The following is a 24599-nucleotide window of genomic DNA, read 5'->3' as shown; positions in this document are numbered from 1 at the left end:
AATAAACTCCTTTTATTCAAACAGTTTCAAGGTGTGCAGCTCGACAATTTGCGACTCAAACGGATGCAATGGGCACACAGAATCTGTGGTAAACACGGCATCAATCAAACCTTCCAGCGGTTCGATTCCGCGGGAAAACAGGCCATGGGTCACATAGAGTCCCACTCGGGCGGCGCCTTTTTGTTTCAAAAGCCGCGCCAGCTCGATAAAGGTTCTGCCACCGTCACAAATATCATCCAGGATCAGCAGACTGCGGCCAGCGACATCGGCGTCCAACTCGGATGCCAATATGGCGCCCGTCGCCGGATCCCGGCGTTTACTGGCCTGAAACACTTCGGCCTCAATCCCGGCGGTACTCAGCGCATCGGCAACCTTGGCTATCTTGTGGCTAGCGCCCTTGTCCGGCGCCAGCAGTGCCGCCTGGTGGGTTTGCAGCCACTGCTTCAGCTGCGCAAACTGACAAACCAGCTGCGCCTGATGTACCTGCTCGGCCTCCAGCAGTTGCTCACTGACCACCGAGTGCAGATCCCAGCAGCGGATCTGGCTGAAGCCGGCATTTCGCAGCAACCCCGCCATCACGGCGGCGGAAAAGGCCTCACCGGCGACGCAAACCCTGTCTTGGCGGGCATAGGGGAAATAGGGAAGTTGCAGTGAAACCTGAATGCCGGGGGCGGCGCGGTCCAAAGCATCTTTGATCAGCAGCAGCTGCATGATGGCATCACTGCTCTGCAACCTGGCGTAGATAATCGCGCTCTGTACCTGTTGTCCATCAAAACCCGCCAGACGCACATGCTGCTCACCACCAGCAAACTGCCATTGCTCAACAGTCAAAGCCTGTCGGGTTGCATCTTTGTTTACTAGCTCAATACTGATATCCATATCGCTCACCATTAAGTGTCTTAGTGACACTTAATCTAAAGCAACGAGCTGGAGTGGTCAAGCTTATTTTGAGTCAAAAGGACACTTATCTAAAAAGAAGAATTAAAACAATGGATAAGATAGTGGTAAACCAAAGAAGCTCAAATGAAGTTTCAAGCTTCCAGGTTGCGTACAAAGCGATAATCGGCAGCTTCAGGCAATACCCGGTAGAGCTGGGGTGGGCGACCGACTTCGACCCGGCCCTCTCCACAGGGGGCGAGCACGCCGGCCTGCTCGATTCGCCGCCGGAAAGATTTCTTCTGCAGTGGCTTACCCAGAATGGCTTCATGCACTCGCTGCAACTCGGCCAGGGTAAACAATTCCGGCAGGGCAAAAGCCGCCACCAGGCTGTATAGCGCCTTTTGGCGTAAGCGCTCCTGTGCCAAGGCTATGATATCGGCGTGATCAAAGGCCAAGTGTTCGGGCAGCGACTGCAAGCTGAACCAGCGGCTCTCTTCAGACCCTTCCATGACGGGCTCAAGATGAGGCATCAGCGCATAATAGCTGATGGTGACCGACCAGCCTCTGGGATCCCGGCGGCCATTACCTATACTCTGTAACTGCTCCAGGTAGGGTGGCACTATGCCGGTCTTTTGCTTAAGTTTGCGCTTGGCCGAAGCATCGATATCCTCATCCTGCTGCAGATCGATAAAGCCTCCCGGCAATGCCCACATCCCTTTGCAGGGAAACCCGGAACGCTTGACCAAGAGCACACACAATTCCCCTTCTCGCACACAGAGCAGCACGCTATCGACACTGGTCAACGGCAGCGGATAATCATGGATATTGTATTGCGCCAGATATTCGGCTTCGGTCGTCACTGTCATGGCGGGCTCACTTTGGTGTCTTTGGGGCACTATTTTGAGTCACTATTCAATGGGAGACAATAACAGCCGACAAGAAACCACCCGGCACATCACAGTTCGTCGGTTTCATGCCAGTGGCGACAACGGTCCACTGCCTTCTGCCAACCGCGGTAATAAAGCTCCCGCCGTCCTTCATCCATGGCCGGCTCGAAGCAACGTTCAACATCGCTCCGGTGAGAAAGATCTTCCACCGAGTCCCAGAAACCACAGGCAAGACCGGCCAAAAATGCCGCTCCCATGGCGGTAGTTTCGGTCAAGGCCGGCCGCAGTACCTGAGTATCTGTGATATCGGCCTGGAACTGCATCAGGAAGTCATTACTCACGGCGCCGCCATCCACCCTCAGCTGCTTGAGTGCAACAGCGCTGTCTTTACTCATGGCATCCAGCAGATCCCGGCTCTGATAGGCGATGGATTCCAGCGCCGCACGTATGATGTGGTTGCGGTTTACGCCGCGGGTCAATCCTTGCAAGGAGCCACGGGCGTTGGCGTCCCAGTAAGGGGCTCCCAGCCCGACAAATGCCGGCACCAGATAAACCCCATTGGTATCTTCTACCTTGGAGGCAAAGTACTCTGTGTCCTGGGCATCACGAATAAGCCCCAATTCGTCCCTCAGCCACTGTATGGTCGCGCCGCCCATAAATACCGAGCCTTCCAGCGCGTATTGCACCTCGCCCTTGGGGCCTACAGCCACAGTTGTCAGCAACCCATGCTCTGAGCGCACCGCCTTGTCACCTGTGTTCATCAGCAAAAAGCAGCCGGTGCCATAGGTATTCTTGGCCATGCCGGGTTCGACGCACAGCTGGCCGAACAGCGCCGCCTGCTGATCCCCGGCCATGCCGGCGATGAGAATTTCACTGCCCTCACCGGCAATCCGGGTTGTGCCATAGATAGCCATCGACGGCTTGACCTCGGGCAACAACGAAGCAGGGATGTCCAGCGCCTGTAACAGGGTCTGATCCCAGCATTGTTTGTGGATATTGTAGAGCATGGTGCGCGACGCATTGGTGGGGTCGGTCACATGCACCTTGCCCTCGGTCAGCTTCCATACCAGCCAGCTGTCGATAGTACCAAAGAGCAACTCGCCTCTTTCGGACCGCTCGCGGGCACCCTCGACATTATCCAGCAGCCACTTAATCTTGGTGGCCGAAAAATAGGGATCCAGTAACAAACCTGTATTGTCGCGGACATAGTCCTCCAGCCCCTCGGCCTTGAGCTGCTCACAGATCTCCTTGCTGCGCCGGCACTGCCAAACAATGGCGTTGGCAACTGGCTTACCTGTGAGCTTATCCCAGATGACAGTGGTTTCCCGCTGATTGGTAATGCCGATGGCCGCCACTTCGTCACTGTGGATCCCGGCGCGGGCGATGACCTCTATCAGTGTCGAACTCTGGGATGCCCAGATTTCCATGGGATCATGCTCGACCCAGCCGGGTTGCGGGTAGTGCTGACTGAACTCTCGCTGGGAGACGGCCACGATATTGGCCTGTTGATCGAAAATAATCGCCCGTGAGCTGGTAGTACCCTGATCCAGGGCAATAATATATTTCTTTTGCACGTGAAAGCTTTCTTGGGTTGGCTGAATTAATTTTGCTGCCAAGGCTGATCGCCTCGGGGTAAGCCGATTTCCGCTTCGGGAATATCACACTCCTGCGCCGGGTAGTACCAGACGGCGGCAATCTTATCGCCCCTCAAGGTATAAACGCCCATATTACATTGGCTATTTTGCTCGCCATCCTGCTGCCAGCTGACCTTTTCCAGGGTGCTGACATAGTTACCCGAGCTCAGCGAGCCAAGAATACTGGCCTTGGCCCCCGGCAAAGTTTGAAAATAGTCGGTCATAGCCGCGCCCAATTCCGAATGCCCGGAAGCCTGCAGATCGACCTTGGTGATGCTGACATTAAACCAAGTCACGTCTTCCGTGGTTTGCGCCAACATCAGCTCAATCTTTTGCTCATTGAAACCTTGAATAAACATACTGACAGGATCTGACTCGGCCAAACTCGGCATTGAAATCAGTGAGATAGTACTGGCAAACAGGAATGGATATTTCATGGGCTTATTATTTTTTGTTGGCAATAGCATGAATATAAGCCCTGAGCTCGGCCACGCCAAGTATAAAACAGCCCTGAGCGCGCTCCTATCAGCGATTAAACAGCCCTGATCTCGCTCCACCAGCGATTAAACAGCCCTGAGTGCAGCCGCGCCAAGTTTAACACCGCCTTGAGCCAGACTTGGCCAGATATGAAAAAGCCCCGCTTGGCGGGGCTCTTGTCTCATTCCTTGGCCGGAATGGTATTACATCTTATAGGTCACTTGCAGACCCGCCAACCAGACGTGGCCGCTGGCATCGCCCTGGAAGGCAACCTGAGCCAGGCCCATCAGATCCTGAGTCTCGTTGATAGGGGCATCACCGTGGGCACGGATATAGGTCAGACCCAGATCCACTGTCAGGTTCTTGCTGGGTGCATAACCGGCACCCACGCTGAACCAGAGACGGTCGGTATCTGGAATAGTGATAGTACGGTATTCATCGTCAACCGCTGTCTTATCCAAGGCCACACCGGCACGCAACAACCACTCGTTGTTCAGCTGGTAGCTGGTACCCAGAGCAAAGCGCCAGTTGTCTTTGAAGTTTTCTTCCTTCACCAGATCGGATTCCAGGCCGCCGATAGGCTTCTGCTCACCAGGGAAATAAGCCACCAGCTTGTTGAACACACTCCAGTCGGTCCAGTTGATGCTGGCGTGCATCGCCCAGTTGTCAGTCAACTGATGGTAAGAAGCCAGCTCGGCAAATGCCGGCAGCTCCAATGGCAGGTAGCCTTCAACCTCGGCTGTACCGCCGGTATAAAGGGCGCCACGGGCTTGGCCGTCCAGATCCAGCTCAACCCGGCTGTGATAGGCGATACCCAGGCGGTGATTAGCATTGATCTGCCAGCTGGCACCTAGCTGCCAACCATAACCAAAGTCATCACCTTCCAGATGCTTGAGCTCGGTGCCGGCGGCAGGCAGACGAGAAGTCACCTCTGCCGGCAAGCCAGGGATAGCACGAACACCTTCTATCCAGCCAGGAACCGAAGCACCGATCTCACCGTCACCATACACACCGCGCAGACCGGCACCCACAGTGAAGTGCTCATCAATGCGGTAAGCAATATTGGTGTTCAGCTCTACAGTAGTCACCGCTGTCTTGTTACCAAAAATGGAGGCGGCATGGGCGGCCGGCAGTTCGGTAGACAAACCATAGTTGGAGTTCAGTGCCAAACCCCAAGTCCAGCTGTCGTTGAGCTGGTTGGAGTAATAGAAGTTAGGCACTAAAGCGTTGTCAGCCACATCCAATGCATCGGCATTCATGGTCATGGCCTGAGGCAATAAAGGCGACGCCAACGAAACCTGACCCAAGGCGTCAACTTCCGGCATCACATAGATGGCACCGGCAGAGATCTGCCGACCTTCAAGATAGCTGAGCATGGCAGGGTTACGCCCCTGAGCCGCAGGGTTATCGGCCATGGCCGCTTCACCGGCGAAGGCACGTCCAAGTCCGGTCGCTGAAGATTCTGCCAGTTGGAAACCAGCTGCTTGAACCTGAGTCGTTGCTCCCACAAAGCTGGCCGCAATGGCGACAGCAATAAGTTGTTTCTTCATTGTTATTCTCTGTCTGTTTATTTAGCAATTTCTGAATAGAGTAATAACTCCATTTTGTTGCGGCGCAGTTTACTGACACAGAATATCTTTGCAAGCAGCAAGCAAAAAACAGGATAAACAACCACAAAAATCGAGAAAGAAAGACAAAAAAGTGACACAAGTCACTCTGTAGGTGCTTAAAACAGAGAGGGAACGGCATTGATGTTTGCTGAAAAGTATTGAAATCCAAAAGAAAACAAAACTATCAATTTGAAAAATAACTATAAATTATCAACTAACCATAAAAACACTTGTTCACTTAATTCAAGTCAGACAAACAGCATAAATCACTAAGCATTCAAAGTTGCAGTCTACTTCCCTATGAACAAAACCTATAACCAAATGTTTTTAAAAAATAAATTATAGGTAATTACAGTCAACATGCTTGTTTGGAACACAAGAGAGCAGACCTGTTACCAAGCCACTGGTCTGCTCTTGTACAAGTGTACGCTGAAATAACAGGCGGGATTAGGTGCGCCAGCCCGGCAGCCCGGCTTCATAATCGGCGATGGCCTGCTCATGGGACAGAGTCAGGCCGATAGCATCCAATCCATTGAGCAGCTTATGACGGGCAGATTCAGCCAGTTGAAATGCAAAGTGTTTCCCGGAGGGTGAAACAACCTGGCACTGCTGCAGGTCGACTTTGATTTCACTGCCTTCGGTCGCCGTTACCTCCTCAAACAACTGCTGCACCTCAGCGGCCTCAAGGATCACCGGCAATAACCCATTATTGATGGCGTTGCCGTAAAAGATATCGGCAAAGCTGGGCGCAATAATCACCCGCAAACCATAGTCGGCCAGGGCCCAAGGCGCGTGTTCACGGCTGGAACCACAACCGAAGTTTTCCCGCGCCAGTAAAATAGAGGCTCCCTGATATCTGGGTTGGTTCATCACAAAGGCAGGATCCGGCTGCTCACCGGCATCGTCCAGATAGCGCCAGTCGTGAAAGAGATGGACACCGAAGCCATCCTTGGTGACCTTGGACAGAAACTGTTTGGGGATGATCTGATCCGTATCCACATTGGCGCTATCCAATGGCACCGCAATTCCCTGATGAATAGTAAAAGCCTGCATTTTATTTCTCCTGGCCAGCGTGGCGGATATCGACAAAGTGCCCGGCAATGGCGGCAGCGGCTGCCATGGCAGGACTCACCAGATGGGTACGACTGCCGCGTCCCTGCCGCCCCTCAAAGTTACGGTTACTGGTTGAGGCGCAGCGATCGCCGCTTTCCAGGCGATCATCATTCATCGCCAGGCACATGGAGCAGCCCGGCAAGCGCCACTCAAACCCGGCCTCGACAAACAGTTTGTCCAAGCCTTCGGCTTCGGCCTGAGCCTTCACTTGTCCCGAGCCCGGCACCACTATGGCGGTCACGCCGTCAGCCACCCGCCGACCACGGATCTGCGCCGCGGCGCTACGCAGATCTTCGATGCGCGAATTGGTGCATGAACCGATAAAGACCTTGTTGATGGCCACATCCGTCATCAGGGTGCCCGGCGTCAAACCTATGTAATTCAGCGCCTTTTCCATACTGCCGCGCACTGTGGCATCGGCCTCCTCGGCGGGGTTGGGCACAGGTTTATCTATGGCCACCACCTGGCCCGGATTCGTGCCCCAGGTCAGTTGCGGCGCGATTTCACTGCCTTCCAACTCCACATAGGCATCGAAGATGGCATCTTCATCGGACTTGAGCGTCTTCCAGGCTGCCAGGGCGGCATCCCAATCGGGGCCCTTGGGCGCAAACTGACGTCCCTCAAGATAGGCGAACGTGGTTTCATCCGGCGCGACCATGCCGGCCTTGGCACCCATCTCAATCGCCATGTTGCACAGCGTCATGCGCCCCTCCATCGACAGGGCGCGAATCGCATCACCGCAAAACTCCACCACATAGCCGGTGCCGCCATCCATGCCTATCTTGCCGATAATCGCCAGTACCACATCCTTGGCGGTAATGCCCTCACCCAGTTGCCCCTTGACCTCAACTCTCATGGTCTTGGCCTTGAGCTGCCGCAGCGTTTGGGTGGCCAGCACATGCTCTACCTCTGAGGTGCCAATACCAAAGGCCAGCGCGCCAAAGGCACCGTGGGTAGCTGTATGGGAATCGCCACAGACAATAACCGTACCCGGCAGGGTAATGCCCAGCTCAGGCCCCATCACATGCACTATGCCCTGATTGGGGTGGTGAATGTCATACAAACGCACACCGAATTCGCGACAGTTCTGTGCCAGGGTTTCAACCTGAGTGCGCGCCATGGGGCTCAAGGCGTCCAGACTGGCGCTCTTGGTCGAGGTGTTATGATCCATGGTGGCAAAGGTCTTATCCGGTGCCCGAAGTGTGCGCCCGGCCATCTTCAGACCACTGAAGGCCTGGGGTGAGGTCACCTCGTGCACCAGATGACGGTCGACGTAAATAATCGGTGCTTCCCCCGCCGGCGTCGCCACCAGGTGGGCATCCCACACCTTTTCATACAATGTTTTGCCCATTACACCCCCTCCCGAATCGCATTGGCGATATAGTCGCCCATCTCTGCCGTGGTCTTGGCATTATCCCGCTGCTCCGGCGCCAGCAACTCACAGGTAAAGAAGCCATCTGCCAGCGCCTTGCCAACGGCGCGCTCTATCGCTGCCGCCGCCTCTTCCTGCTGTAAGCTGTGGCGCAACATCAAGGCCGCCGACAGTATCTGCGCTACCGGGTTGGCAATCCCCATGCCGGCAATATCCGGGGCACTGCCACCGGCCGGTTCATAGAGACCAAAACCACTGCTGTTGATGGAAGCCGATGACAACAGCCCCATGGAGCCGGTCAACATGGCGATTTCATCGGAAAGTATGTCGCCGAACAGGTTGGAGCACAGCATCACATCAAAGTCCCAGGGGCGACGCAGCAGTTGCATGGTGGCATTGTCGATATAGATATGTTCCAGTTCCACATCCGGATACTCGCTCGCGACCTGCTCCACCACTTCACGCCAAAGTACCGAGCAGGCCAGCACGTTGGCCTTGTCGACCGAAGTCACCTTGCCGCGGCGGCCGCGGGCGGCCTCGAAGGCGATATGGGCGATACGGCGGATCTCGGCGCGGCTGTATCTCATGGTATCAAACGCCTCTTCGCTCTCGCCCTCCCCCTGACGCCCCTTGGGTTTGCCAAAGTAGATACCGCCTGTCAGTTCACGCACGCACAGCACATCAAACCCTTTGGCCGAGATATCGGCGCGCAGCGGCGACAGATGTTCCAGCCCCTGATGTAACTTGGCCGGTCTCAGGTTACTGAATAAGCCGAAATGGCCCCTCAGTGGCAACAGCGCGCCGCGCTCGGGCTGTTCATTGGGAGGCAGTTTTTCCCATTTGGGGCCGCCTACCGAGCCGAACAGAATTGCATCTGCCGCTTCACAGCCGGCCAGGGTCGATGCCGGCAACGGGCAGCCATGGTTATCTATCGCTATGCCGCCGACATCATATTCGGCGTACTCCATTGCCAGGCCGAAACGTTGCTCTACCGCCGTCAGCACCTTACGGGCCTGGGCCATGACTTCCGGGCCTATGCCGTCGCCGGCCAATACCGCTATCTGATAACTCATACGCCACCCAACTCCTTTCTCTGTTGTATTTTCTGTTTATGATCCGCCACCTGGTCGGCGCGCTGAATAAGGTTCATCACATGCACCAGGGCCGCGGCCGAAGCCTCGACCACATCGGTAGCCAAGCCGACACCGTGGAAATTGCGCCCCTGATACTGAGCCGTTATATCCACCTGCCCCAGCGCATTCTGGCCTTCGCCTTTGGCGCTCAACTTATAGCTGCAGATATCTACGCTCTGACCGCTGGCACGGGCTATCGCCTTATAGGCGGCATCCACAGGGCCATTGCCGGTGGCGGCTTCGGTCACTACCTCACCGGCGGCTTCAATACGTACAGTGGCGGTGGCCATGCCCTCGGTAGAGTCGGATTGCACCACCAGCTGCTGCAACTGGAAGTGGTCGTCGGCCGCCGCCCGGCCCTCCATATACACCAAGGCCTCCAGGTCATAGTCGAACACCTGACCCTTCTTGTCGGCCAGTTTCAGGAAGGCGTCGTACAGTTGATCCAATGAATAATCCTGCTCTGAATAACCCATCTGCTCCATTCGATGCTTGATCACATGGCGGCCGGAGCGTGAGGTCATATTCAGGTGATTGCGATTCAGGCCTATGCTCTCAGGTGTCATGATTTCATAGGTGTTTTGCGCCTTTAACATGCCGTCTTGATGGATACCGGATGAATGGGTAAAGGCATTGGCGCCCACTATCGCCTTGTTGGCCTGGATCGGCATATTGCATAGCTGGCTCACCATGGAGGAGGTGCGGTGAATTTCCTGAGCCTTGATGCCAGTCTCCAGCCCCAGGATGTCTTTGCGGGTCGCCAGGATCATGGCAATCTCTTCCAGTGAGCAGTTCCCGGCTCTTTCACCTATGCCGTTGATTGTACACTCAATCTGCCGGGCCCCCTGTTGCACCGCCATGATGGAGTTGGCGACCGACAACCCCAAATCGTCATGGCAGTGCACAGAGATCACCGCCTGATCGATATTGGGCACCCGGTTGAACAGAGTTTGAATAATGCCGCCGAACTCGCTGGGAATGGTATAGCCCACTGTGTCCGGAATATTGATGGTGCGGGCACCGGCTTCGATGGCCGCCTCAACCATGCGACACAGATTATCTATCGGAGTCCGGCCGGCGTCTTCGCAGGAAAACTCCACATCATCGGTAAAGCGCCTGGCATACTTCACCGCCCCTACCGCCATCTCCAGCACCTGGTCGAAGGAGCGTTTCAGTTTGCTCTGCACATGGATATTTGAAGTTGAGATAAAGGTATGAATGCGGAACTGATCCGCGACCGACAAGGCCTGGGCCGCAGCGTCGATATCTTTCTCCAGTGCCCGCGACAGGGCGCAGACCCGACTGTTTTTGATGGTACGTGCTATGGTCTGTACCGACTCAAAGTCGCCGGGAGAGGAAACCGGGAACCCCACCTCCATGATGTCGACCCCCAGGCGCTCGAGAGCCATGGCTATCTGCAGTTTTTCTTTCACTGTCAGGCTGGCAGCCAGCGCCTGCTCGCCGTCCCGTAATGTGGTATCGAAAATAAACACTCTGTCAGACATCTGGATTCTCCATTCAGGGGTTTCGATTGATTTTTCCCGTGCCAGAAACAAAAAACCCCGCGGTTTCTGGCGCGGGGTTTTGAGTTCTGGCTTGCTAATCGACGTGCAAGTCTAGCTCCTCCGCGCAGGGACTGCGAGAGTAAGGAGGAGGAGAGACAGTTGCATTTGTGGGTTCATTTAGCCGTTCTATACCAGATAAAAATTCGTTAAAAGTGGGTTTATATTCTTCCCACCGGGTTCAATAATTAACTGCCTCCTTGCTCGCTGTCAAGCCTATATTTCTCAGCATCAGTTGAAAATTTCGGCTTAAAGTGCTGATTTGCACCATTCAAGCCTTGGTGATCCAAAGCTAAATAGATGAATAAAATCTTGCCGATAGCATCATTTTTTGTGCCAAAAATGATAAAAAATAGTTATTATCTCAACACGGTTTCGCCCGGCAAAACTCACCTTCACTCAGCGGAGAAAAAATGGATTTTCGCCTCTTGGCACTGAGCTTGCTCCTGTGGTCATTTTCTTGTGTGCTTTGGGCCGCGGAGCGGTTGGACACACTGGCCAACACCCTCTATCAATATCCTACGCTGGCGCTGACCCAAATCAACGAGCTTGAGCGTCAGGCCTCAGAGTTGAGCCAGGCTCAAGTGCTGAGATTACAGTTATTTAAATGTGAAGCACTACTGCAATTAGGAGACAACGGCGCCGCCATCAATCTGGCCGAACTGGGAGAAGCCAGAGCCAAGCAGCTAAGGCTGGAACAGGCAGACAGTTATTTTCAAATTTGCCGCGCCGATGCCTATGCCAATTTCGACGATCTGAAACAATCACTGCTGTTACTCGACGGCGCCATTGAGCAGGCCAAACGCCACAACCAACCCCAGGCTCTGGTCAACGCCCTGAGACTCAAGGGCCAGCTGGAAAACGACCTTGGCAACTATGGCACCGCCATCGAAGATCTGCGTCTGGCGCTGGACATCTACCCGGATATCAGCAGTCAAAATCCGTCCTGGCTATGGCCACCTCTGGCCTATGTTTACGGCGACATGGCCAGCCTGATGTATTCCACCGGCGACCTGCGCCAAGCGGCCTACTATCTCAAGTTGGCACTGGACACAGATGAAGCCAAAGGCAAGGTTCGCCATGTGCTGTTATTGATGGCCGCCAGAGTCGCGCTGGCGCAAGAGGATATGGCCCAAGCCGACAGCCTGCTGAAACAGTCCAAAATACTGCTGCCCGAGATAGGCTCACCGCTGGAGCTTGCCAACAGTTACAGCCAAATAGCCGTGATAGAACTCGCCAGGGGCAGAACCGAGATTGCCGACGAGTTAGTGGGTATTGCCCTGCAGACCTATGAAAAACAAGGCAAAGTAAACAACTATATGCGTGCTACCCGGCTATTGGCCAGGGTACGTCTCGCCCAGCGCAACGACGATGAAGGCATAAGGCTGTTGATGCAGGCGGCGCAACAGGCCGAGCAGCTGCAACTGGCCGATGAAGTGGCCTATACCCAACAGCTTATCAGTGACTATTACGCCGAAAGAGCAGAGTTCAAACCGGCATACGAGGCGATGAAACTGGCGGCCCAGGCCGCGGCCGAGGCCCAAAAGCAGCTCAACAATACCCGCTTTATGCAATACAAGGCCAGGCTCAGCCAGCAGGAGCAGTTGCAGGTAGAAACCCAGCAGAACATTCGTCTTGCCAGTGCCAATCAGCGCTCCAAACTGAGCCAGGCCTACGGCACCATCTCTGTGCTGACACTCGCCATCATAGGTGCGCTGATCTGGTTGGTCAGTCGCCGTAACCGCTGGCAACAACCGAGTACCGTGGCACTGGAAAAACTGCCTGCGGCCCAGCAGCTGGATGCCATGCTCAGCAGTGCCAAGAAGGGCAACTACCCCTTGAGCCTGTTATTGCTGAGTACCAGCCATATACGTCAGGTGGATCTTTCCGCCCTGCAGCGGGCGCTGGAACAGAAACTCAGAGAGCAAGACAGACTGCTGCGCTACAGTATGGATGAGATAGTGATCCTGCTGCCCTACACCTCGGTCCAGGGCGCCTTGCAGGTCAGCGAGCAACTCAAGCCGATAGTGCAGAGCTGGCAAGTGGCTCATGCCGTGCGCATTGGAGTGGCCTCGCTGCAGCAGCCAGATACCCTGGATAGCCTGGTGAAGCGTGCCGGCGTCAACCAACTCAGTCAGCAGAAAGCCGCCGAGCAACATCAGTCACCGGCGAGATAAGCCTCTATCTCGTCGAGGAACTGATCGCCAAAGCGGGCCAACTTGCGCTCACCAACACCATTGACCGCCAACATCTCGCCCTGGCTGGTAGGCAAAATCGCCGCCATTTCCGCCAGGGTTGCATCGTTGAATACCAGATAGGGCGGTACGTCCTGCTCTTCGGCTATGCTGCGCCTTAACTGCTTGAGGCGGGCAAACAGCTTGCGATCGTAGTTGAGTGGCGCCTTGCTGCTGACGTTGCGCCTGCGGGTAACATGCAAGTCAATTCTGGGTTCGGCCAACATCAGTGCAACTTCGCCCCTGAGCACAGGCCTGGCGGCCGGATTCAGGCGAATACTCGATCCGCGGGTAATATCCTGGCTCGCCAGCCCCAAATGGATAAGCTGCCTGGTCACACTGAGCCAGTGTTCATGGCTCTTGTCTTTGCCGACACCCCAGGTGGATAACTTGTCGTGCCCCCGGTCGACCACGGCGGCCGATTTGGAGCCTCTGAGCACCTCTATCAGCTGGTTCATGCCAAACTTCTGCCCCAAGCGATATATGCAGGACAACACCTTCTGTGCATCCTCGGTGCCGTTGTAGCGTTTCGGCGGGTCCAGGCAGATGTCACAGTTGCCGCAGGGCTCCAGCGCCGGCTCATCGAAATAGTGCAGCAACACCTGGCGGCGGCAGGTCTGGGCTTCGGCAAAGGCCGCCATGGTATTGAGTTTATGCAGTTCCACCTGTTGCTGCGGCCCGGGTTCACCCTGCTCAATCAGGTGGCGCACCCGGCCGATATCGGCGGGCTCGAACAACATAAAGGCTTCGGCCTCGAGACCATCTCGCCCAGCGCGGCCGGTTTCCTGATAGTAGGCCTCTATGCTCTTGGGCAGATCGTAATGCACCACAAAGCGCACGTTGGACTTGTTGATCCCCATGCCAAAGGCGACCGTGGCCACCACTATATCCAACTGTTCCTTGAGAAATCTGTCCTGGACACTGGCGCGCTCGTCGCTGCTCATACCGGCATGATAGCCTTCGGCGGCATAGCCCTGTAACCGCAGCCTTTCGGCCACTTCATCGACCCGGCGGCGGCTGGAGCAATAAACAATCCCGGCGGCGCCGTTTTGCGCGGCGATAAACTGGCGCAATTGATTGGCGGCGTTAAGCTTTTCCGCCACTGTGTAGCGAATATTCGGCCTATCAAAGCTGGAAAGAAGCACATAGGGGGCGATATTGAGCCGCTGGCAGATATCATCCCGGGTCGCCTTATCGGCGGTGGCGGTCAGCGCCATTACAGGCACGCCGGGAAACAGCTGTTTCAGGCGGCCAAGCTGGGCATATTCGGGGCGAAAATCATGGCCCCACTGGCTGATACAGTGCGCCTCATCCACGGCAAACATCGACAGCTGCAGGGATTGCAGCCGCTCAATAAACTCATGCTGCAGCAAGCGCTCCGGCGAGACATACAGCAGGCGGATCTCCCCCTGATGCAACTGGCGCAGCACCTTGAGGCTCTGCTCCCTGGGCAAGGATGAGTTGAGATAAGCAGCATTGACCCCAGTCTGCAGCAGGCTGTCGACCTGATCTTTCATCAGGGAGATCAGCGGCGAAACCACCAGGGTCAGCCCTGGCATCAACAATGCGGGCAGTTGGTAACACAGACTCTTGCCGCCGCCGGTGGGCATGATCACCATGCAGTCTTCCCCGGCCATCACACGTTCAATCACCTGGCGCTGCCCTTCACGGAAAGTGCGGTAGCCAAATACCTGCTGCAAGGCTTGCTGCATAGGGTCTTGGGGATGATTTAGGCTCTCGGGAGCGATACTCAGCGGCTGATCCATGACTGTCTGTGTCCAAAGAAGAGGCCGCTATTCTAAATGAAGCCAACACCAGAGTGCCAGCCAAGAGGGGATTTTTCCGCCCGGACTAGGCAAACGGCCATATTAGCGTTAGATTGATTGCTCTAAAAAACAACAACAGCAGGAAGCCCTATGAGCCAGGACATTCAAGCCGAGGTACTCGCCAAGGTAGCAGAAGTATTTGATAAACATGTGCCTTTTCACAATCTTCTCGGCCTTGGGATCCGCCGATACGACGCCTCTGGTGTCGAAGTGGAGATCAAAATGAAGCCGGAGCTAATCGGCAACATACATCAAAAAATACTCCATGGCGGGGTTACCGCAACCGTGCTGGATGTGGTTGGCGGCCTAACGGCATTCTCCGGCTTAGTTATCAGTCGCGACAACTGGACAGTGGAGCAGCTGCAACAGCGACTGCAAACCCTGAGCACCATAGATCTCAGGATCGACTATCTGCGCCCCGGCTGGGGAGAAGTCTTCAGCGGCACAGGAACAGTGATCCGTGCCGGCAACAGGGTCTCTGTCTGTCGAATGGAGCTGCATAATGAAAAAGGCAGCCATATCGCTTTTGGTACAGGGACTTACATGGTCGGCTGAGTAGCTGTTTAAAACTCAAACACTGAATCTGTTGTCGATAACTTGAGCCGAGGGGCTTTGCCCCCTACAATCGCCCTTCTCTCCTTTTCGTCATTGTGTAGTACCTATGCCTGAAACCGAATACCGCAAGGGGGTCATTCTCGCCCTTTGCGCCTATATTTTTTGGGGCTTTGCGCCGCTGTACTTCAAGTTGTTGCATCATGTCTCGGCCCCCGAGATCCTGCTGCACCGCATCATCTGGTCCTTCGTCTTTATGGGGATCCTGATGCAGTTTATCGGTGGTTTCGGACAGCTCAGGCTGTTGCTCAAGCGCCCGAAACAGTTGGCGGTACTGCTGCTGACTTCGATTCTTATCGCCGGCAACTGGCTGCTGTTTATCTGGGCGGTCAACAATGATCATATGCTGGATGCCAGCCTGGGCTACTTTATCAACCCGCTGTTCAATGTGTTGCTCGGCATGCTGTTTCTGGGGGAGCGGCTCGGGAGACTGCAATGGGTGGCGGTAACGCTTGCCGCCGCCGGGGTGGTGATCCAGCTGGTTTCTTTCGGCTCGATTCCGCTGGTATCCCTGGGGCTCGCAGCCTCCTTCGGTTTCTACGCCCTGCTGCGCAAGAAGGTCAATGTCGACGCCAAGACTGGCCTTTTGGTCGAAACTGCAGTGTTAATGCCGGCAGCGCTGGGCTTTTTACTGCTGGGCACCGGTGAAGCCGGCGCCAATATGCTCAGCAACAGTTGGGATCTCAACCTGCTGCTGATGGCCGCCGGTATCATCACTACCATCCCCTTGCTGTGCTTTGCCGGTGCAGCAGTGCGGATCCCGCTGATCATGCTGGGCTTCTTCCAGTACATAGGCCCAAGCATCATGTTTATCATGGCAGTGACCCTGTTCGATGAACCCTTCGATATCGAAAAGAGTATTACCTTCGGCTTTATTTGGGCCGCCCTGGTGGTGTTTACTTTGGATATGCTGCGAAAACGCTCTCGCAGGTAACAAACACAACCGGGCCGGATGGAGTTTCCGGGCCGGTTGGCAATATTCAACGTTTATCCCGGCTGGTTCTGTCCCAGTCCCTTAAGCAAACTCTCCGCCTCGGGCATACTCAGCAGCAGGCTGTAACCAAGGTCGGTCGGCAGTAACAAGACGCTATCTTTTTCCGTCAGAACCACAAACGCTTTGCTGCCATCGTTGAGCCGATACCACCCCAGGGTGTAACCGGGCAGACCTATGCCCTGGGTACGCATGCCAAGCCTGGGGCCGCTGGCATCGCCGAGATTAATCACTTTCGCCTCTGAGAAAAGCAGATGCTCTGGAGCCAGGCTCTGGCCGTAGAATGGCACCTCGACCACCAGGCTTTGAGCCGTCAATTCCACCTTGGATGCCTGCGCCTGCCAAAATACCCACACAGATCCCGCCAGTGTTACCAACAGCAAACCCGAGGCGGCGCTCTTGGCCGTTGCCGGCATCTTCCGAATGCGGATCAGCAGCAAGATGGCAGCCAACATCAGTATCAAGGCGATAAAACTGCCACTGGCGATGCCGGTCAATGGCGCCAACTCGTAACTTCCACTGTTCATCTCTTGCTCCTTAATGGATAGGCATAAGTGGGCTTAGCTTAGGAGTTAAAGACATAATATGTCAACAAATGGAATATACCTGCTTACAAAAAGCCCCGCTGAGCGGGGCTGGTTTTTACAGGTCAAGCGCCAAAATTTTGGAGCGACGCTGGTAGTTATAGAGCTGCTTCTTCTTATTCGGCAAGGCATCGACCTCCACCAGCTCAAAGCCGTGTTCCAGGAACCAGTGAATGCTGCGGGTCGTCAGCGCAAACAGCCTGGAATAACCACGCACCTTGGCCTGGCCTATGATGTTCTGCAACAGCAGGCTACCGCGATCGGCGTCGCGATAGTCAGGATGCACCACCAGACAGGCAAACTCGCCGGCGTTGTCCTCTTCAAAGGGATAGAGCGCCGCGCAGCCTATCACCAGGCCATCACGCTCAATCAGCATAAACTGCTCTATTTCTATCTCCAGTTGCTCACGGGAGCGACGCACCAGGATCCCCTGCTCTTCCAGCGGGCGGATCAGGTTGAGTATGCCGCCAATATCGGCAATGGATGCGCGCCGCAAGCGCTCGGCACTCTCTGTGACTATCTGGGTACCTATGCCCTCACGGGAGAAGAGTTCCTGCAACAGGGCACCATCTTCCAGATAGCTGACCAGATGGCAACGGGGCACACCGCTGCGACAGGCATCAATACTGGCCTTGAGAAATGCCATGGTGCCGACACAGCCTTCACCCTGGCCGACCAGTTTATCGAGAATTTTTTGGGCATCGTTGGGCATCAGCTCGGCAATCACATCACCGTTGCGATCCAAAATACCATTCTGGGAGCTGAAGCCTATCATCTTGTCGGCCTTGAGCTTGATAGCCACCTGAGTCGCCACTTCTTCGGCGGTGAGGTTAAAGCTCTCGCCAGTGACTGAAGCCGCTATCGGCCCCATCAGGATAATGCAGTTGTTTTCCATCTGCCGTTTGAGTCCCTGAACATCGATACGACGCACCTTGCCTGAGAGGCAATAGTCAATACCATTGTCGACCCCCAAAGGCTGGGCGATGACAAAGTTACCACTGACCACGTTGATCTGTGCGCCCTGCATCGGCGTGTTCGACAGGCTCATGGACAACCTGGCTGTAATATCAAACTGCAAAGAACCGGCTACCTGCTTAATGACCTTGAGAGTGGCTTCATCGGTGATCCGCACGCCTTGATGGTAGGCAGGCTCAATCTGATTGTTAGCCAAGGCTTCGTCTATCTGTGGCCGGGCGCCATAGACCAATACCACCTTGATCCCCAGGCTATGCAGCAGAGCAACATCATTGATGATGGAGCGAAACTTAGGCTGAGCCAACGCCTCACCCCCCAACATCACCACAAATGTCTTGCCCCTGTGAGCATTGACATAGGGAGCAGAATGACGAAAACCATCAACCAATTCTGTGGTACGCACCTTGGGATTTACCTCACATTCGTTAAAGCCGACATAAAATGAATGCCACCTCCGTGGCACGGACAACATAATAATGCATTTAAATTCACTTAAAAAGAATTTATTTGCACAAATACTTATTTTAAATCTCTAACTATTCACATGAAGGGTAAGCTATATCCTGCATCTTCCCCCCTGAGACTCAAACCGAGTAAATATTCGCCGCTGCGGTTCAAGTGATTGCATAGAAAGGTATAGCAGGGATCTGTTTAGAAAGTATGAATCCACCTGAACCGCAGAAGGCCAGCAGCCGGATCCTTACGCGGAATAACTCAGGGCTAAAATGGGTTGAAGGTGATAGAGGCAGTTGCTTGGTGACTGAGGAGATAAGCTTAAGGGCAACGAGAGCCAAACCGGCTCGACTACGGCCGCGGCGGCTAAATTCAAATCAAAAAAAAGCCCCTGCGAGAGGGGCTTTCCAAGAATTCAAATACCAAGTGAATTACTTGATTTTGGCTTCTTTGTAGATAACGTGCTGACGAACTACGGGATCAAACTTTTTGATCTCCATTTTCTCAGGCATGTTACGCTTGTTCTTGTCGGTAGTGTAGAAGTGACCAGTCTTGGCGCTTGAAACCAGCTTGATCTTCTCACGATTGCCTTTAGCTTTAGCCATTTTCTATTACACCTTCTCGCCACGGGCACGAAGTTCAGCAACAACGACTTCGATACCTTTCTTGTCGATAATGCGCATACCCTTGGTAGAAACGCGCAATTGTACGAAACGCTTTTCGTCTTCTAACCAGAAACGGTGGTTCTGCAGGTTAGGTAAAAAACGACGACGAGTTGCGTTTTTTGCGTGCGAACGGTTGTTACCAACCATTGGTCGCTTGCCAGTAACTTGGCATACTCTTGACATGTCAATCTTCTCCAAAAAACAATTTTAACGCTCGAGCATTAATGTACCTCGTATGGCCGTCGCCCGAGGCACAAAGAGGGCGCATGTTATACAGGATAACTGAGGAAAGATCAAGCGATGGATCAATCCATCCATCCGCGTTCTGCGAAGGAAACTATCTCGCAATCCCCTACAACCATATGATCCAGAAGTGAAACATCTATGGTTGCGAGCGCACATTTCAACCGCTCAGTAATTCGCCTGTCAGCCTGGCTGGGCTCAGCCACGCCGGACGGGTGATTATGGCAAACTATGACCGCCGCGGCCTGTTTTTCCAGCACCAGCCTAACCACCTCTCGTGGGTAGACAGATGCAGAGTCCAGGGTGCCATGGAATAATTCCACGAATTGGATCACTCGGTGCTGGCTGTCCAGCAACAGAATCGCAAACACCTCGGTGGCACGGTCTGCTAATTGTCTCATTAAATAGTCGCGAGTCAAATCCGGATTTGTCAAAACCGCCCCTCTTTGCAGCTTTTCCCGGGAAATTCGCCTCGAAAGTTCAGCAGCCGCCTGCAATTGGGTATATTTTACCGGTCCCATTCCCGGAATTCGGGCAACCTGATTCAGTGGTGCCACCAAGAGTTGCCGCAGTGAACCGAATGCCGCGAGCAAATCTCTGGCCAATTCGACCGCACTCTGCCCCGCCAGGCCGTTACGCAGCAATACTGCCAGTAACTCGGCATCACTCAGGCCCTTGGCTCCCTGCTGCAACAACTTTTCCCTCGGTCCCTCGCCCGTTGGCCAGTCTCTGATCCCCATCCTTGGCTCCCATCCCTGTGCCCTATACTTTGTTTCAATTATGGTCGAGATTTTTGAAGCTGCATCCTGCCAAGTCGGGGGAGCTTTGTGATATCTTAGCCGCCAATTACCATCAGTTGATTGTCTCTATGAGCCTGAAGCATAAAAAAATCCTCTTGGGGATTGGCGGTGGCATTGCCGCCTACAAGAGTGCCGATCTGGTGCGGCGCCTGCTGGACAGAGGTGCCGAAGTCAGGGTCGTCATGAGCCAGAGCGCCATGGAATTCATTACCCCGCTGACCTTGCAGGCGTTATCCGGCCATCCTGTGGCCTCAGATCTGCTGGATCCTGCGGCCGAGGCTGCCATGGGACATATCGAATTGGCCCGCTGGGCCGATCTGGTTATCATTGCCCCCGCAACCGCCAACCTGTTGGCCCGTATTCGTGCCGGTATGGCCGATGAACTGATCACCACCACCTGCCTGGCAACGGCGGCTAAGGTGGTGCTCTGCCCGGCGATGAACCAACAGATGTACCAAAACGTAGCAACTCAGGAGAACCTCAAGGTGCTGGCCGAGCGCGGCTATGGTATCTGGGGCCCAGATAGCGGCAGCCAAGCCTGTGGTGAAGTCGGCCCGGGGCGTATGCTGGAACCCAATGATATCGCCCAGCGAGCCGCCGCTTGCATTGAGCCACAGCTGTTGGCAGGCCAAAAGCTGCTGCTGACTGCCGGACCGACCCGCGAAGCGATAGATCCTGTGCGTTATATTTCCAACCACAGCTCAGGCAAGATGGGGTTTGCACTGGCCACCGCAGCGGCGCAGATGGGCGCCGAAGTGACTCTGGTCAGCGGCCCGGTTAATTTGGCGACCCCGGCAGGGGTGACCCGAGTCGATGTGCAATCGGCCAAAGAGATGCTCGATGCCGTGATGCAAAGGGTTGAACAGCAGGATATTTTTATTGGCTGCGCCGCAGTGGCAGACTATCGTGTCGCCGATGTCGCCGAAGCCAAGATAAAAAAATCTTCCGAAACCATGGCATTGGCACTGGTGCGTAACCCGGATATTCTGGCAACGGTCGCCAGCCATCCTATCCGGCCCTTTACCGTGGGTTTTGCGGCAGAAACCCATGAGGTGGAGACCTATGCGCGTGACAAGCTCAAGCGCAAGAAACTCGATATGATTGCCGCCAACGATGTGTCTGTTCCGGGTCAGGGTTTCAACGCCGACCGGAATGCCCTGAAAGTATTTTCTGCAACAGGTTGTGATGAACTGCCGGCCACCGACAAGTTGAGCCTGGCCAAACAGTTGCTGATCCTGATAGCGAAGCATAAAAACAACTCATGAAAACACCCATAGAACTGAAAATTCTCGACTCGCGTATTGGCAGTGAATTTCCGCTGCCAAGCTATGCGACCCCAGGCAGTGCCGGCATGGATCTACGCGCCATGCTGGACACCAGCATCACCATAGCCCCGGGTGAAACTGTATTGATCCCGACCGGAATTGCGGTTCATGTGGCCGACCCTTCTCTGGCGGCGGTGATCCTGCCCCGCTCGGGTCTGGGCCACAAAAACGGCATAGTACTCGGCAACCTGGTCGGCCTGATCGACTCTGACTATCAAGGCCCGCTGATGGTTTCCTGCTGGAACCGCAGCCAGACACCTTTCACCTTGGAGATAGGTGACCGCTTGGCCCAATTGGTGTTTGTGCCCGTCGTTCAAGCCCAGTTCAAACTGGTGGATGAATTTGACACCTCGGACAGAGGCGAAGGTGGCTTCGGCCATTCAGGCACTCAATAATTCCTGCCACTGACAGAGCGAAACATGGCTGTAAAAGAAAAAATCAATCGTCGTGAACACATACTCCAATCCCTTGCCAGAATGCTGGAAACCAATCCGGGGCAAAGGATTACCACCGCCAAGCTGGCCTCGGAAGTTGGCGTGTCGGAAGCGGCGCTCTATCGCCACTTTCCCAGCAAGGCGCGGATGTTTGAAGGCCTGATTGAGTTTATTGAAGACTCTCTGCTGTCACGCATCAACCTCATCATGGATGAGGAGAAAGACACCATGAAACGCTGCCAACAGGCACTGCAGCTGTTATTGGTGTTTGCCGAGCGCAACCCAGGGATCTCCCGGGTACTGAGCGGTGATGCCCTGCTGGGCGAAAATGAGCGGCTCAGAGAGCGGATCAACCTGTTGTTTGCCAAGTTGGAAACCCACCTGAAGCAGATCCTGCGGGAAAAATCCCTGCGAGAAGGGCAAAAATTCGCCCTGGATGAAGCCATTCTGGCAAACCTGCTGTTGGCCGTGGCCGAAGGCCGTATTGCCCAGTTTGTTCGCAGTGAATTCAAGCTCAAGCCAACGGCTCACTTCGAGGAGCAGTGGCAGTTTATTCAAAGCCAGTTATTACAGAGCTGAGCCCCCTGTTTTCGAGATCAAGGACGGTAAAAACCGTCCTTTTTTTATGGATTTAGCCTTGTCCAAACCCAAGCATTTCATTAACATCAAACAAACATAAACTGCCAATAATAAATACAAGGATGTCAAATGAAGTTCCAACCTTTGTTGGCTAGCACGTTACTGCTGGCACCCACTCTCGCTTTGGCCCAGAGCAATCAAGCACCCACGCCGGCAGAAATTTTCAGCCAGGGTGCGCAATACACCAATGTCAAAATCTCCCCCTCAGGTGACTATCTCAGCGTGATCATGAATCACGAAGGAAAAGATAAGCTACTGATCCTCAATACTGAAGATCTCAGTGCCAAGCACATTGTTTATTTCCCGGGCAATGCCCAAGTGGGCAGTTATTCCTGGGTCAACGATGAACGTGTCGTGGTCGCCAAGGAATACCTCAAGGGCTGGGATGATCGCCCGCTCTACTATGGTGAGTTGATGGCGGTGAATGCCGATGGCTCCAAGGCCGCCTATCTGTTCGGTTACAATTCGGGCCAGCAGCAAACCGGTTCCCACCTGAAGAAAAACACCGCTATCCAGGCCACGGCCTATGTACTCGATCCCTTGCCGGATGATGACCGCTACATGTTGGTCAACGCCATCCCCTGGAACGGCGGTCGCAGCCTGGATTATGAACAGTTGCAGGATGTCTATCAGGTTGATGTCTACCGCGGCACCCGCAAGAAAATCACCCGCTCTCCCATAGGTATGGCCAGCTTCATGACAGATGATGACGGTGAAGTGCGCTTTGTTGCCGGTCAGGACAGAAGCAACAACACCCGGATTTTCTACCGTAACGACGGCGAATGGATTGACACAGACAAGCTGAACATAGGTCTGAAGGACTTTACCCCTATCTCCTTTACCGAAGATCCCAACAGTGTCTATGCCTCCGCCTCCCTGGCCGGTGAGCCCAAGGCCGTATATCGGGTCAACCTGAAAACCGGTGAAAAACAGCAGATAGTCAGTGATGCCAGAGTCGAGCCGGACAACTTCTGGATCAACGGCCAGAACAAACAGCTCTACGCGGTGGAATTTGCCAACGGTTACCCAACCTACGCCTTTGTTGACTCTGAAGATCAGCATGCCGTGTATCTGAAGCAACTGTTGGCCAGCCTGCCGGGGCACCAGGTGCGCATCGTCAGCGAGACCCGTAACGCCGACAAGATGGTCATTCTGGCCTTCAACGACCGCAACCCGGGCGACTACTATCTGTTTGACACTAAAGCGGTCAAACTCAGACACCTGCTGCGTACCATGGAAAGCATAGATCCGGCCCAAATGGCCGAAGTGAAACCCATGGATATCAAGGTGCGTGACGGCATGACAATTCAGGCCTATTTGACCTTGCCTCCCGGCAAAGATCCCAAGCAGTTGCCTCTGGTGGTCAACCCGCACGGCGGCCCACACTATGTCAGGGACAGCTGGGGCTTTGATCCTCAAAACCAGATGCTGGCCAATCAGGGCATAGCCGTATTGCAGGTTAACTTCCGCGGTTCGGGTGGTTATGGCGAAGCCTTCCAGCAAGCGGGCTACCGCAAGTGGGGCAGTGAAATTCAGTACGACATCATAGACGCCACCCGCCATCTGATAGACCAAGGCATAGTGGACAAGCAGCGCATCTGTATCGTCGGCGGCAGCTTTGGCGGCTACAGCGCGCTGCAAAGCTCGGTCATGGAGCCGGATCTGTTCAAGTGTGCCATCGGCTTTGCCGGGGTGTACGACCTGGAAATGATGTTTAAAGAAGGTGACGTGCAGGAACGTGACTCGGGGACCAGCTACCTGCGAACTGTGCTTGGTCAGGATCAAGCCGTGCTGCGTGCCATGTCGCCCACTCGCAACGTCGACAAGCTCAAGGCCAATCTGCTGTTGGTACACGGTGGCAATGATGAGCGCGCCCCCATAGAGCAGTTTGAAGCCCTGGAAGATGCGCTCAAGAAGCGTAACTACCCCTACCAGAAAATCATCATGGATGATGAGGGCCACGGTTTCTACGATGAAAGCCACAGAGCCATCTATTATCAGAAAATGCTAAACTTCCTTAAGCAGAATCTGGGCGTTTAAGTTGAACAGCCGTAAACCAAGCCGCTCTCCAGGGAGCGGCTTTTTTCGTGCTATGGGGCTTTTCTGGTATGAATTTACAGCAAATAGCGGTATCCTCCGCTTCCCGCAGAT

The 24599-nt window shown here is 54.6% G+C and carries 22 protein-coding genes; 7 read left to right on the top strand and 15 right to left on the bottom strand.

Features of this window, described 5'->3' with window-relative positions:
• Positions 1-12: 12 nt before the first annotated feature.
• The 9 genes from prs to leuA form a co-directional block, all read right to left on the bottom strand.
• Positions 13-879 carry a ribose-phosphate diphosphokinase gene (gene prs / locus ACSHSR_RS02070; protein WP_170946761.1) on the bottom strand — a complete coding sequence of 289 codons (867 nt, stop codon included), beginning with the start codon at positions 877-879 and terminating at the stop codon, positions 13-15.
• Between the two features lie 152 nt (positions 880-1031).
• Entirely contained in the window at positions 1032-1745 is a 714-nt protein-coding gene (locus ACSHSR_RS02065) for an NUDIX hydrolase (RefSeq protein ID WP_037475415.1), read from the bottom strand.
• An 89-nt stretch (positions 1746-1834) separates the two neighbouring features.
• Positions 1835-3340, bottom strand: coding sequence for a glycerol kinase GlpK (gene glpK / locus ACSHSR_RS02060; RefSeq protein ID WP_025888149.1), 1506 nt, complete (start codon positions 3338-3340; stop codon positions 1835-1837).
• Between the two features lie 26 nt (positions 3341-3366).
• Positions 3367-3837: a nuclear transport factor 2 family protein gene (locus ACSHSR_RS02055; RefSeq protein ID WP_144218863.1), complete on the bottom strand. Its 471-nt coding sequence runs from the start codon at positions 3835-3837 to the stop codon at positions 3367-3369.
• Positions 3838-4080: 243 nt separating this feature from the next.
• Positions 4081-5427: an outer membrane protein transport protein gene (locus ACSHSR_RS02050; protein ID WP_044733538.1), complete on the bottom strand. Its 1347-nt coding sequence runs from the start codon at positions 5425-5427 to the stop codon at positions 4081-4083.
• Positions 5428-5934: 507 nt separating this feature from the next.
• Positions 5935-6540, bottom strand: coding sequence for a 3-isopropylmalate dehydratase small subunit (gene leuD, locus ACSHSR_RS02045; protein WP_144218861.1), 606 nt, complete (start codon positions 6538-6540; stop codon positions 5935-5937).
• A 1-nt stretch (position 6541) separates the two neighbouring features.
• Complete coding sequence (gene leuC / locus ACSHSR_RS02040; protein ID WP_107111599.1) at positions 6542-7951, bottom strand: 3-isopropylmalate dehydratase large subunit; 1410 nt, start codon at positions 7949-7951, stop codon at positions 6542-6544.
• Positions 7951-9045, bottom strand: a complete 1095-nt coding sequence (leuB, locus tag ACSHSR_RS02035; RefSeq protein WP_025888147.1) for a 3-isopropylmalate dehydrogenase — start codon at positions 9043-9045, stop codon at positions 7951-7953. Before leuB ends, leuC begins: the two co-directional genes overlap by 1 nt.
• Positions 9042-10610 carry a 2-isopropylmalate synthase gene (gene leuA / locus ACSHSR_RS02030; protein WP_025888145.1) on the bottom strand — a complete coding sequence of 523 codons (1569 nt, stop codon included), beginning with the start codon at positions 10608-10610 and terminating at the stop codon, positions 9042-9044. The genes leuB and leuA overlap by 4 nt, the downstream gene beginning before the upstream one ends.
• 470 nt (positions 10611-11080) lie before the next feature.
• Here leuA and ACSHSR_RS02025 point away from each other — a divergent pair, with 470 nt between their 5' ends.
• Positions 11081-12844, top strand: a complete 1764-nt coding sequence (locus ACSHSR_RS02025; protein ID WP_144218859.1) for a diguanylate cyclase domain-containing protein — start codon at positions 11081-11083, stop codon at positions 12842-12844.
• Here the strand turns inward: ACSHSR_RS02025 and recQ are convergent.
• Positions 12826-14613: a DNA helicase RecQ gene (gene recQ / locus ACSHSR_RS02020; RefSeq protein ID WP_370629027.1), complete on the bottom strand. Its 1788-nt coding sequence runs from the start codon at positions 14611-14613 to the stop codon at positions 12826-12828. The two genes, ACSHSR_RS02025 and recQ, sit on opposite strands and share 19 nt — an antisense overlap.
• Positions 14614-14817: 204 nt before the next feature.
• Here recQ and ACSHSR_RS02015 point away from each other — a divergent pair, with 204 nt between their 5' ends.
• Together ACSHSR_RS02015 and rarD are read left to right on the top strand one after the other, a co-directional pair.
• Complete coding sequence (locus ACSHSR_RS02015) at positions 14818-15282, top strand: thioesterase family protein (RefSeq protein WP_025888143.1); 465 nt, start codon at positions 14818-14820, stop codon at positions 15280-15282.
• Between the two features lie 106 nt (positions 15283-15388).
• Positions 15389-16273 (top strand): EamA family transporter RarD, encoded by an 885-nt coding sequence (gene rarD / locus ACSHSR_RS02010; RefSeq protein WP_025888142.1) that lies wholly within the window; start codon positions 15389-15391, stop codon positions 16271-16273.
• A gap of 53 nt (positions 16274-16326) precedes the next feature.
• On the opposite strand, the gene ACSHSR_RS02005 is transcribed toward rarD, so the two are convergent.
• The 5 genes from ACSHSR_RS02005 to radC all read right to left on the bottom strand — a co-directional run bounded on the left by ACSHSR_RS02005 (position 16327) and on the right by radC (position 19990).
• Positions 16327-16857 carry a PH domain-containing protein gene (locus ACSHSR_RS02005; RefSeq protein ID WP_219012714.1) on the bottom strand — a complete coding sequence of 177 codons (531 nt, stop codon included), beginning with the start codon at positions 16855-16857 and terminating at the stop codon, positions 16327-16329.
• Between the two features lie 115 nt (positions 16858-16972).
• Positions 16973-18292, bottom strand: coding sequence for an amino-acid N-acetyltransferase (gene argA / locus ACSHSR_RS02000; protein WP_221051594.1), 1320 nt, complete (start codon positions 18290-18292; stop codon positions 16973-16975).
• 481 nt (positions 18293-18773) lie between these two features.
• Positions 18774-18947, bottom strand: coding sequence for a 50S ribosomal protein L33 (gene rpmG, locus ACSHSR_RS01995; protein WP_025010872.1), 174 nt, complete (start codon positions 18945-18947; stop codon positions 18774-18776).
• Between the two features lie 6 nt (positions 18948-18953).
• Positions 18954-19190 carry a 50S ribosomal protein L28 gene (gene rpmB / locus ACSHSR_RS01990; protein WP_028769274.1) on the bottom strand — a complete coding sequence of 79 codons (237 nt, stop codon included), beginning with the start codon at positions 19188-19190 and terminating at the stop codon, positions 18954-18956.
• A gap of 122 nt (positions 19191-19312) precedes the next feature.
• On the bottom strand, positions 19313-19990 hold the full coding sequence (gene radC / locus ACSHSR_RS01985; protein WP_093983855.1) for a RadC family protein: 678 nt from the start codon (positions 19988-19990) through the stop codon (positions 19313-19315).
• Between the two features lie 128 nt (positions 19991-20118).
• On the opposite strand from radC, the gene coaBC reads away from it, so the two are divergent.
• From coaBC to ACSHSR_RS01965, 4 genes are all read left to right on the top strand, one after another.
• Positions 20119-21315, top strand: a complete 1197-nt coding sequence (gene coaBC / locus ACSHSR_RS01980; protein ID WP_479631501.1) for a bifunctional phosphopantothenoylcysteine decarboxylase/phosphopantothenate--cysteine ligase CoaBC — start codon at positions 20119-20121, stop codon at positions 21313-21315.
• Positions 21312-21770, top strand: coding sequence for a dUTP diphosphatase (dut, locus tag ACSHSR_RS01975; RefSeq protein WP_025888140.1), 459 nt, complete (start codon positions 21312-21314; stop codon positions 21768-21770). The genes coaBC and dut overlap by 4 nt, the downstream gene beginning before the upstream one ends.
• A gap of 24 nt (positions 21771-21794) precedes the next feature.
• Complete coding sequence (gene slmA / locus ACSHSR_RS01970; RefSeq protein ID WP_025010868.1) at positions 21795-22388, top strand: nucleoid occlusion factor SlmA; 594 nt, start codon at positions 21795-21797, stop codon at positions 22386-22388.
• 129 nt (positions 22389-22517) lie between these two features.
• Positions 22518-24488: an alpha/beta hydrolase family protein gene (locus ACSHSR_RS01965; RefSeq protein ID WP_123115546.1), complete on the top strand. Its 1971-nt coding sequence runs from the start codon at positions 22518-22520 to the stop codon at positions 24486-24488.
• The last annotated feature ends 111 nt before the right edge of the window (positions 24489-24599 follow it).

It is taken from the genome of Shewanella sp. VK101 (assembly GCF_056497865.1).
The sequence above is the reverse complement of the archived record's forward strand: the minus strand, read 5'-3'. Positions and strand labels throughout refer to the sequence as shown.

What these genes read in the sequence shown, in the direction of transcription:
- ACSHSR_RS02015 (WP_025888143.1), top strand. Translation starts at nt 14,818, where the DNA reads ATGAGCCAGGACATTCAAGCCGAGGTACTCGCCAAGGTAGCAGAAGTA.
- coaBC (WP_479631501.1), top strand. Translation starts at nt 20,119, where the DNA reads ATGAGCCTGAAGCATAAAAAAATCCTCTTGGGGATTGGCGGTGGCATT.
- rpmG (WP_025010872.1), bottom strand. Translation starts at nt 18,947, where the DNA reads ATGGCTAAAGCTAAAGGCAATCGTGAGAAGATCAAGCTGGTTTCAAGC.
- ACSHSR_RS02065 (WP_037475415.1), bottom strand. Translation starts at nt 1,745, where the DNA reads ATGACAGTGACGACCGAAGCCGAATATCTGGCGCAATACAATATCCAT.
- radC (WP_093983855.1), bottom strand. Translation starts at nt 19,990, where the DNA reads ATGGGGATCAGAGACTGGCCAACGGGCGAGGGACCGAGGGAAAAGTTG.
- ACSHSR_RS02055 (WP_144218863.1), bottom strand. Translation starts at nt 3,837, where the DNA reads ATGAAATATCCATTCCTGTTTGCCAGTACTATCTCACTGATTTCAATG.
- prs (WP_170946761.1), bottom strand. Translation starts at nt 879, where the DNA reads ATGGATATCAGTATTGAGCTAGTAAACAAAGATGCAACCCGACAGGCT.
- ACSHSR_RS02050 (WP_044733538.1), bottom strand. Translation starts at nt 5,427, where the DNA reads ATGAAGAAACAACTTATTGCTGTCGCCATTGCGGCCAGCTTTGTGGGA.
- rpmB (WP_028769274.1), bottom strand. Translation starts at nt 19,190, where the DNA reads ATGTCAAGAGTATGCCAAGTTACTGGCAAGCGACCAATGGTTGGTAAC.
- ACSHSR_RS01965 (WP_123115546.1), top strand. Translation starts at nt 22,518, where the DNA reads ATGAAGTTCCAACCTTTGTTGGCTAGCACGTTACTGCTGGCACCCACT.
- slmA (WP_025010868.1), top strand. Translation starts at nt 21,795, where the DNA reads ATGGCTGTAAAAGAAAAAATCAATCGTCGTGAACACATACTCCAATCC.
- leuC (WP_107111599.1), bottom strand. Translation starts at nt 7,951, where the DNA reads ATGGGCAAAACATTGTATGAAAAGGTGTGGGATGCCCACCTGGTGGCG.
- leuD (WP_144218861.1), bottom strand. Translation starts at nt 6,540, where the DNA reads ATGCAGGCTTTTACTATTCATCAGGGAATTGCGGTGCCATTGGATAGC.
- leuA (WP_025888145.1), bottom strand. Translation starts at nt 10,610, where the DNA reads ATGTCTGACAGAGTGTTTATTTTCGATACCACATTACGGGACGGCGAG.
- recQ (WP_370629027.1), bottom strand. Translation starts at nt 14,613, where the DNA reads ATGCAGCAAGCCTTGCAGCAGGTATTTGGCTACCGCACTTTCCGTGAA.
- ACSHSR_RS02025 (WP_144218859.1), top strand. Translation starts at nt 11,081, where the DNA reads ATGGATTTTCGCCTCTTGGCACTGAGCTTGCTCCTGTGGTCATTTTCT.
- ACSHSR_RS02005 (WP_219012714.1), bottom strand. Translation starts at nt 16,857, where the DNA reads ATGAACAGTGGAAGTTACGAGTTGGCGCCATTGACCGGCATCGCCAGT.
- leuB (WP_025888147.1), bottom strand. Translation starts at nt 9,045, where the DNA reads ATGAGTTATCAGATAGCGGTATTGGCCGGCGACGGCATAGGCCCGGAA.
- rarD (WP_025888142.1), top strand. Translation starts at nt 15,389, where the DNA reads ATGCCTGAAACCGAATACCGCAAGGGGGTCATTCTCGCCCTTTGCGCC.
- dut (WP_025888140.1), top strand. Translation starts at nt 21,312, where the DNA reads ATGAAAACACCCATAGAACTGAAAATTCTCGACTCGCGTATTGGCAGT.